This is a genomic window from Methanoregula sp., assembly GCF_002835825.1.
In the GTDB taxonomy this organism is placed as follows: Archaea; Halobacteriota; Methanomicrobia; order Methanomicrobiales; family Methanospirillaceae; genus Methanoregula.
The window spans coordinates 1-8,458 of the sequence record NZ_PIZH01000057.1 but is presented as its reverse complement, the minus strand read 5'-3'; the positions used below and the strand labels follow the sequence as shown (position 1 = coordinate 8,458).

The 8,458-nt window shown below is 60.1% G+C and carries 6 protein-coding genes; 4 read left to right on the top strand and 2 right to left on the bottom strand.

All coding sequences use genetic code 11. From position 1 onward, the window contains the following. Nucleotides 1-4: 4 nt before the first annotated feature. Both purM and CW742_RS03630 read right to left on the bottom strand, forming a co-directional pair. Nucleotides 5-1,126 carry a phosphoribosylformylglycinamidine cyclo-ligase gene (purM, locus tag CW742_RS03635; protein WP_292416587.1) on the bottom strand — a complete coding sequence of 374 codons (1,122 nt, stop codon included), beginning with the start codon at nt 1,124-1,126 and terminating at the stop codon, nt 5-7. Further along, a complete protein-coding gene (locus CW742_RS03630; protein WP_292416584.1) occupies nt 1,119-2,519 on the bottom strand; it encodes an aspartate kinase in 1,401 nt (466 codons plus the stop codon). The genes purM and CW742_RS03630 overlap by 8 nt, the downstream gene beginning before the upstream one ends. A gap of 64 nt (nt 2,520-2,583) precedes the next feature. Between CW742_RS03630 and tfrA the strand changes: the two genes are divergently transcribed. The 4 genes from tfrA to CW742_RS03610 all read left to right on the top strand — a co-directional run. Continuing rightward, nucleotides 2,584-4,227 carry a fumarate reductase (CoM/CoB) subunit TfrA gene (gene tfrA / locus CW742_RS03625; protein WP_292416582.1) on the top strand — a complete coding sequence of 548 codons (1,644 nt, stop codon included), beginning with the start codon at nt 2,584-2,586 and terminating at the stop codon, nt 4,225-4,227. Further along, nucleotides 4,224-5,678: a fumarate reductase (CoM/CoB) subunit TfrB gene (gene tfrB / locus CW742_RS03620; protein ID WP_292416580.1), complete on the top strand. Its 1,455-nt coding sequence runs from the start codon at nt 4,224-4,226 to the stop codon at nt 5,676-5,678. Before tfrA ends, tfrB begins: the two co-directional genes overlap by 4 nt. Nucleotides 5,679-5,784: 106 nt before the next feature. Then, on the top strand, nt 5,785-6,582 hold the full coding sequence (locus CW742_RS03615) for an ABC transporter substrate-binding protein (RefSeq protein ID WP_292416577.1): 798 nt from the start codon (nt 5,785-5,787) through the stop codon (nt 6,580-6,582). Nucleotides 6,583-6,741: 159 nt separating this feature from the next. After that, nucleotides 6,742-8,458 (top strand): PAS domain S-box protein (locus CW742_RS03610; protein ID WP_292416574.1); only part of this gene is annotated, 1,717 nt, incomplete at its 3' end.

Genomic DNA, 8,458 nt, shown 5'->3' with positions numbered 1-8,458 from the left:
CACCTTACCTTCTCTCCAGCTCACCGAGCCACGACCCCGGCTCCTTCACAACTTCGCCACCCACTTTAGCACCGGGAACCATCTTCAGCACGCACGCAACGCTCTTCTCCGGCACGACATACGCATAGCCCATGCCCATGTTGAACGTGCGGTACATCTCCTCGTCCGAGATGTCGCCCTTCTTCTGGATCCAGTCGAAAACCTCGGGGGGCTTGATCGGGTTGTCGATGATAAAGCCGTATTTCGAGAGGCGTTTGAAGTTCAGCAGGCCGCCACCCGTAACGTGGCACATGCCGTGCACGGTGCACTTCGCGGTGACCTTCAGCACTTCGCTGTAGATCCGGGTGGGGGTGAGGAGCTCGGCGCCGAGAGTTTTCTTGTTCTTCAGCTTCTCATCGTAGCTGCCGTACTTCTCGACAACCCGGCGGGCGAGCGAGAGGCCGTTGCTGTGGATGCCGGTCGAGGGGATCCCGATGATTTTGTTCCCGGGCCGGATCTTTTCGCCCGTGATGATCTTCTTCTTGTCCTGGACGCCAAGGCAGGCGCCGGCAAGGTCGAGGCCGTGGACGAGGCCGCGGAGCGATGCTGTCTCGCCACCAACGATGTCGATGTTCGCCTGTTTTGCGCCTTCGTTCAGGCCCTTCCCGATCTGGGCCATTTTATCGATGGAGAGCTTGTCGGTCGCGATATAGTCCACGAACGAGACCGGCTCCATGTTCATGACATAGAGGTCGTTCACGTTCATCGCAATGCAGTCGATGCCGACCGTTGTCCAGTCTTCCTGCTGGTCGGCAACGAGCATCTTGGTGCCCACGCCGTCCGTGGTCAGGGCGAGGGCAAGCGGGCCGAAATCGATGAGCCCCGCGAAATGGCCGACGCCGCCCATCATCGTGTAGTTGCCCTTCCGCCGGTGCTTCAGGTTCTTGATCAACGCCTTGATGGCCGTTGCCTCAAGGTCGATATCCACGCCGGCCTTGGCATAGGCGCTCTTTGCCGGGGCTGTCTTCACCGGCATTTTCTTCGCAACCGGCTTTTTTGCTAGCGGTTTTCCTGCCGGTTTCTTTACCGTCGTCTTCTTTACGGTCATCTTCTTTGCCGCAGGCTTCTTTGCCACAGTCTTACTCATCGCTTGCCTCCGAGAGCTTGAACTCATCATGGAGCACACGGCAGGCACGCGGCCCGTCGCTCTGGCTCACGACAAAGGAGATATTCGCCTCGCTCGATCCCTGTGAGATCATCATCACGTTGACGCCGGCCTTGCCGAGCGCCGTGAAGATCCGGCCGCCGGTGCCGGGCGCCCCGGCCATGCCAGCCCCGACAACGGCAACCGCACAGACATCGTGATTGTGGGAGACCTGCCGGACAACCCCTTCCTTTGCCAGTTCCGAAAGGGCTTTCACCGCGGCGGAGACGTGCGTCTCGTCAACGATGAGCGAGATGTTTGCCTCAGAGGAGCCCTGCGAGATCATCATCACGTTCACCTCGTTATCGGCAAGGATGGAAAAGATCGCTTTTGCAACGCCGGGCCTGCCGATCATCTGGGCGCCGCAGATATTGATGGCCGCCACCTTCTCGATATAGGTCAGGGCTTTTACCACGCGGTGGTCCCGCTTTCCATCGCGGACAATGACGGTCCCGGGGTGGGCCGGGTTGAAAGTGTTCCTGACCCGCACGAGGATGCCCTTCCGCATCGCCGGCTCGATGGAGCGGGGGTGCATGACCTTTGCGCCGAAGTACGAGAGCTCCATCACTTCGATGTACGAGAGCGAGGGCATGACGCGGGCGTCGTTAATCACACGGGGGTCGCAGGTCATGATCCCGTCCACATCGGTCCAGATCCAGATCTCGTCCGCGTCAATGCCGGCGCCGATGATGGAGGCCGAGTAGTCCGAACCGCTCCGGCCGAGCGTCGTGAGGATCCCTTCGCGGGTGCAGCCCATGAAGCCCATGATCACCGGGATCTCTTTTTTGAGCAGCGGGCCGATCCGGCGCTTGATCCGCTCGTCGCTCTCGGGCAGGGAAGTGGACTCGCCGTGCTGGGGGGTGGTGAGGATACCGGCCTCGCAGCCGTCCATCACCGAGGAGGGGATGCCCCGCTGCTGTATCGCGGCGGAGAGGATGGGGGCGAGGAGCCGTTCACCGAACGAGATGATGTAGTCCTTCGAGCGGGGAGTGAGTTCCCGCAGGTTGTAGATCGCATTTAAGATGTTCTCGAGCCGGATGAGGTTCTCCTCCATCGCTGCCCCGACTTCCGCGATATGGTCGGGTGCGGCGCCTTCGAGAGTCGTGATGTGCCGCTTTGAGAGCGACTGGATCAGCGGGGCGATTGCGCTGTTGTCCTTAGCCGTCGGGAGGGCGGTCGCGACCTCGATGAGCTGGTCGGTCACGCCACGCTGGGCCGATACGACCACGGCAAGTTCGTCTCCCGCTTTGTGGTGTTTTTCTAAGATATCGACAACCTTTCCTATGCATTGTGCATCGGCAACGGATGTCCCGCCGAATTTCATTAAGAGTTTCATGCTCTCGCTCACTCGTGCCTTTTGCTATTTATTTATCTTACTATACGATCCAATCTGTAATAAGATGCGTGCAGATGAGGTCGTGGGCTGCCACGTTCTGGTGATCGGCAGCGGCGGTGCAGGAGTACGTGCCGCGATAGAGGCTTCGCAGTACGGGGAGACGGTGCTCATCTCCAAGACCATCGTGGGCAAGGGAGGGTGCACCACGATGGCGGAAGGCGGGTATAACGCGGTGCTCCGGGACGTGGACACCTGCGGGGGCCACTTTGAGGACACGATGAAGGGCGGGGCGTTCTTAAATGACCCGCAGCTTGCGGATATCCTGACACGGGAAGCCCCCATGAGGATGGGCGATCTCGTGAAGTGGGGGGCCGTTTTCGACTTCACGGACACGGATGAAGTTGCCCAGCGGCCGTTCGGGGGCCAGCGGTTCCCCCGGACCTGTTATGCGGGCGACCGGACCGGCCACGAGATGATGATGACGCTGGTGGACCGGCTCTCGTACGTGATGGAGCACGCAAAAAACGTCACGGTCCTGAACGAATACACCGTCATCGATCTCTTAAAAGAAGGCGACGTGGTCATCGGGGCACTGGCGCTTGACGAAAAGGGCAATATTGTTGTCATGAAAGCGGACAGCACGGTCCTTGCAACGGGCGGCGGGACGAGAGTGTACGACATATCCACCAATTCGTCGAGCGGCACGGGCGACGGGTACGCGATGGGGTACCGGGCCGGTGCGGAGCTGATTGACATGGAGATGGTCCAGTTCCACCCGACCGGTGCGATCATCCCCTACGATGCCCGGGGCCGGCTCGTGACCGAGGCGGTCCGGGGCGAGGGCGGGGTCTTAAAGAACGCAAACGGCGAGCGGTTCATGAAGGCCTATGACCCGGCACGGATGGAACTCTCCACCCGCGACGTGGTGGCACGGGCCATCGCAACCGAGATCCTCAAAGGCCGGGGCACGAAGAACGGCGGGGTGTACCTCGATGTCACGCACCTCTCCCGCGAACATATCGAAACACGTCTTCCGGTGATGCTCGAGCAGTTTTTAAAATTCGGTGTAGACATCCGCACGACACCCATGGAGGTTGCCCCAACCGCCCACCACATCATGGGCGGCCTCAGGATCACGCCCGAATGCCGGACAACGCTCCATGGCCTCTTTGCCTGTGGCGAGGTCTCGGGCGGCGTGCACGGCGCAAACCGGCTTGGCGGCAATGCCCTTGCTGAGACCCAGGTCTTCGGAAAGCGGGCCGGGGAAGCGGCCGGCAAAGCCCCGGTGCGGAAGAAGGCCGTGGACGAACGGCAGGTGGATGCCTGCCGCAAACGGCTCGATGCATTCCTCTCGGGCAGCACGAACCCGGCGCAGGTGAAGAGGCAGCTCCAGCTCGCGATGTGGGAAGGAGCCGGGATCTTCCGGACTTCGATCGCTCTCGAGGAGACGCTGCACACGATCCGGCATCTCCAGACCGTGAACCTGAAGGCCGCGTCGGCACGCAACCTCGCCGAGTGCTGCATTGTCCAGAACATGTGCCTGACAGCCTCGCTCATCTGCCGGTCCGCCCTGCTCCGCACGGAGTCACGCGGGGCCCATGTGAGGACGGACGTTGCAAAGACCCACGAGCCGGAGCACTCACCCTTCGGGCACACGTTCGTCTCGCTCACCCGCCAGGGGATCGAGACAAAGGAGGCAAAGGCATGAAGGAGCTGACGGTTACGGTCCGCCGGTTCGATCCGGACGTAGACAAGGAGCCCCGGTACGTAACCTACCAGGTGAAAGTCAACAACGGCGCCCGTGTCCTCAACGTGCTGCATGCGATCCACGACTCCATTGATCCCACGCTCTCGTACCGCTGGTCCTGCGCATCGGGGCAGTGCGGCTCGTGCGCCGTGCGGGTGAACGGCGAGCCGGTGCTGGCCTGCATGGAAGAGGCGACAGACAACATGAAGGTCGAGCCGCTGAACCTCGACGTGAAAAAAGACCTCGTGACGGACCTTGTGCCCCGGCTTGAGCAGATCGCGTCCCTTGTGCCAAAAACGGAGATCGTGATGCCGAAGAAGGCGGATATCGAAGCGATGAAGCCCTTGAAGGACTGCATCGAATGCCTGTCCTGCGTCTCCGTCTGCCCTGCTGTCGATGTCACGAAATTCATCGGCCCGACAGCAATGCGGCAGGAGATGCGGCTTGCCCTTGATCCCCGCGACAGCGGCGACCGGATCAGCGATGCGGTCCGTGACGGGCTCTTCACCTGCACCACCTGCCAGGCCTGCTGGAAGGTCTGCCCAAAAGAGATCCAGACACCGGCAAAGGCGATCGAAAAACTCCGGGCCCATGCAAACCGGCGCGGGTTCACGCTGCCCCGGCACAAGGAAGTGGCAGCCATGGTGCAGGAGACGGGAAGAAGCATTCCCCGGACATCAGAATCGTTCCTGGAAAAAGTTCCCGATGTCATCGAACCGGACGGCCCCGTGAAGGCAACGGTCGGGCTCTTCATCGGCTGCGTGTACAACCTCCGGCAGCAACAGTCCGCCCTCGATGCCATGGAAGTGCTGAAGCGGAACGGTATCCGGGTCATCATCCCCAAAGAGCAGGTCTGCTGCGGTTCGCCACTGATCCGGACCGGGCAACTTGCGTATATCGACGAGCTGAAACGGCGGAACATTGAGACCTTCACGTCACGGAAGATCGACACCGTGCTCACCATGTGCGCCGGCTGCGGCAGCACGCTCAAGCACGATTACGAGACACCCTTTACGGTCATCGACATCAACGAGCTCCTCACAAAATACGGCATCGAACCCCCGGCAATACTCCCCATTAAGGCGACCTACCACGATCCCTGCCACCTGATGCGGGGGCAGGGCGTGAAGGTGGAGCCCCGGCAGCTGATCCGGCAGGTTGTCGACCTCGTGGAAATGCCGGCCATCTGCTGCGGCTCGGGGGGCGGGGTCCGGTCCGGGAACCCGGACGAAGCGGCAGCGCTCGGGAAGAGGCGGGGCGATGAGATCAGCAAGACCGGCGCGGAGATCGTCATAACCTCCTGCCCGTTCTGCGAGTTCCACATTGCCGGCCACACCGACAGGCCGGTCAAGAATATCATGACCGTGCTGCTCGAAGGCTACCGTGAGAAGGACCGGAAGACCGCGAAATAGTAACGCCGCCAGTGCCCTGTTGTCCCGGCTCCTTCGTGGCTGCTTTTCCTCGTCACATTTTTTCCGGTACCAAATACATAAATTTCCGGCCTGCGTTTTTCAGTACATGAAGATCGCCATCCCCCTCATCCTCCTCCTTGTTATCGGATGCATTGCTGCTGCCGGGTGCACCTCTGCCCCGCACAGCACGGCACCGGTGACGACCCTGATCCCGCAGGAGACCCCCCCGCACTACGTTATCGGTGTCGATGCAGACTTCCCGCCCTTCTCGGTGCAGGACAGCACCGGGAACTTCTCCGGCTTTGACATCGATGCCGCCCGCCGGGTTGCGGAGATCGAAGGATTCGATGTAACCTTCGTGGCAATTCCCTGGGACAGCGCAATCTCCTCCCTTGAGAGCAGGAAGATCGATATGATCTGGTCGGGGATGACCGTCTCGCCGGAACGGAGCGCCCTGGTGCACTTCTCGGTCCCGTACTACCGCGTGACCCGGAGCATTGCCGTCCGCGAGGGATCCGGGTTCACGATGGAGGACTTCACCAGCGGAAAGATCCGGATCGGTGCCCAGGCAGGGTCGACCGAGCAGGAATGGGTTGAAGTGAACCTTGTCGAAACCGGCAGGATGCCGGAGGCAAACCTCTCCCTGTACAAGGATATCTCCGGCGTGACGGGCGCTCTTGTGAACGGCACTGTTGACGCCACCCTCGTCCAGGCTCCTACGCAGGCCCGGGCGGTCAGGGGAAAACCGCTGGTCATCATCGGGAATACCATGGATGAGGACACGTATGCGGTTGCGATCCGGAACAGTGACACTCCCCTGCAGGCAACGATCAATCACGGGCTTGGCGTCCTGATGAGCGAGCCCGGGTGGCAGGAGATGAAAGCGCGGCACGGGCTCCTCTGACGGGCACATCCCATGGTGCAGAGCGCATCATGACCCCCCGTACATTTTTTCCCCAGCTACTATCGGACAACGGGAGATTTCCGAGCAATTCATCCCTGAATGGGCGCACGGATCGCCGGCAGCGAAAGGGATATACTACACAGGAGAGATGGAGTACTAATGCCGGACAGCATTCGCGTTCTCTATGTTGATGATGAGAGCGACCTGCTTGAGATAGGGAAACTCTTTCTTGAGGAGAGCGGCGATTTTTCGGTTACGCCCATCGTCTCGCCGAAGGCCGCGCTGGATCTTCTCCAGAAGGAGCAGTATGACGCTATTGTCTCGGATTACCAGATGGATGAACTGGACGGGATCCGGTTCTTGCAGGCTGTCCGCGAGCGGTTCCCGATAATCCCCTTCATCCTTTTCACCGGGAAGGGCCGCGAGGAAGTGGTTATCCAGGCCCTCAACAACGGGGCGGATTTCTACCTCCAGAAAGGTGGCGATCCTGACGCGCAGTTCGCCGAGCTTGCCCACAAAATACGGCAGGCAGTCCGGACAAAACAGGCAGAGCGATCCTTAACGGAAAGCCGGGATTACCTTGAACGGATCTATGCCTCGGTGCAGGGGGGAATTCTTATCGTCGATGGAAAAACCCACGAGATCCTCGACCTGAACCCGGCAGCTGAACAGATGATGGGGAGGTCAAAGGACCAGATCGTTGGCAGGGTCTGCCACCAGTTCATCTGCCCGGCAGAACAGGGCCGGTGCCCGATCACGGACCTGCACCAGGAGGCGGACAACGCCGAGCGCATCCTCCTGACGGCGGATGGCGGGAAGCGCGATATCATCAAGTACGTGGTCCCGTTCACTTTCCACGGCCGGGAGTGTCTGCTCGAGACGTTCCTTGACAATACCGAGCGGAAACAGGCAACGGATAACCTGAAGAAGGCCTATGAGAAACTGACCGTTGTTGAAGAGGAACTCCGCCAGAATTACGAGGCACTCAGCAAAAAAGAGCAGGCTCTCCTTGAGCGCGAGAAGAAGCTTGCGGAGACCAACACCTACCTCTCCAATCTCATCTCGTACGCGGCAAATCCGATCGTGACATGGGACGTCAACTCGCGGATCACCGGGTTCAACAAGGCGTTTGAGAAACTGACCGGTTTTACCGAATCAAATGTGCTGGGGCGTGACTTCGATGTCCTCTTCCCCGATGAATCGCGCAAGGGTTCCCTCGATCTCATGTGTCGTGCCCTTTTTGGCGAGAAATGGGAGGGTGTCGAAGTTCCGGTCAAGACCATCCATGGCGCCACCCGGACCGTGCTCTGGAACTCGGCAAACATCTATGCAGATGACGGCGTCACCCCGGTTGCCACCATTGCGATGGGGACCGATATCACGGAGCGGAAAAAAGCAGAGATGGAGCTGCTCCAGAGTAATACGGAACTCCATAACGCGTACGAGCAGATTGCCCAGACAGAAGAAGAACTCCGGCAGAATTACGAGCAGTTGAGCGCCACCGAAGAGGAACTTCGTTCGAACTATGAGGCGCTGGCTGTCCAGGAGCAGACGCTCAGGGAAAGCGAGGAGAAGTTCCGGGTACTGGTCGAAAGTTCGCTTGACGGCATTGTGATCACGGACTTTTCGGGAATTTTGCTCTTTTCGAATGCAGCTGCCGGCCGCATTGTCGAGGCGGCGGACTACCCGGCCTTTATCGGGAAGAAGAACATTCTGGAATTTATCGCTCCCGCCTTCCGGCCTGCGGTGCTCCGCGACTTTTCCCAGGTGATGGAAGGCCATGATGCCTATCTTGTCACCTACCAGCTCATCACCGGGCTGGGACGGGAGTGTTGGGCCGAGTTCATCGGGCGGAGGAGAACATTCGGTAAAACCC